The sequence below is a fragment of the Streptococcus sp. 1055 genome, from assembly GCF_013276815.1.
GTDB lineage: Bacteria > Bacillota > Bacilli > Lactobacillales > Streptococcaceae > Streptococcus > Streptococcus pseudopneumoniae.
Window position 1 is genome coordinate 1 of sequence record NZ_VMLT01000026.1, and the last position, 826, is coordinate 826.

1 protein-coding gene and 1 tRNA gene are annotated in these 826 nt (G+C 38.1%); both read right to left on the reverse strand.

The features are described 5' to 3' along the window. Window positions 1–193: 193 nt before the first annotated feature. Window positions 194–265: transfer RNA gene (locus HT699_RS03025), tRNA-Glu, on the reverse strand. Between the two features lie 49 nt (window positions 266–314). Next, window positions 315–826: IS30 family transposase (locus tag HT699_RS03030; RefSeq protein WP_172934088.1), on the reverse strand; the 512-nt coding region annotated here is incomplete at its 5' end.

The following is an 826-nucleotide window of genomic DNA, read 5'->3' on the forward strand; positions in this document are numbered from 1 at the left end:
ATTGTTCAGTACTACAACCGTAGTTGTAGTGCCCTGCACATTGGTTCGTCTTGTTCAGTTTTCAAAGGTCTTTGTCACTCGCTTCTCTCAAGCGACAACTATATTAGTATATCACAGTCACTTTCGTTTGTCAACACTTTTTTTGAAACTTTTTAATCTTTTTTTCATCAAGTGTTCCATCCGCAACATACCATAGTCCGTACGGGATTCGAACCCGTGTTACCGCCGTGAAAAGGCGGTGTCTTAACCCCTTGACCAACGGACCAGAGTTGTTATTTTCAACTCTTACTATTATACAGTCTTTTTCAGACTTGTCAACACCTTTTTCTAATTTTTTTAAACTTTTTACAATTTGCTAACTTCTCGCCAAATTTCAAGTTCAAGTTAGCCATGAAGAAGTCTTCTCTGGGTGATTTGTAGTTCAAGCATTTTTTAGGATAGTTATTAATCCAATTTTCGATGAATGCGACTTCTTTGGGAGTCGTTTTCTTAGTTCCCTTAGGTAACCATCTCCGAATGAGCCTGTTGTGATTCTCATTAGTTCCCCTTTCCCAAGAGGCATAGGGGTGCGCATAATAGATATGTTCCTCAGAAAATACATCAGACAAGCGGTTAAATTCTGTACCATTATCTGCCGTGATGGACAGAATCTTGTCTTGTTTTAAGATGAGTTTTAAAGCCTGATTGACCGCCTCAGCACTTTTATTTGGAATCAATCGGATAATTTGATGCCTAGTCCTTCGATCAGTTAAGACCAGTAAACAATAATTTTTCACCCTTGTAAGCAGAACCGTATCAATCTCATAATGGACTAAAATCAAAAAAC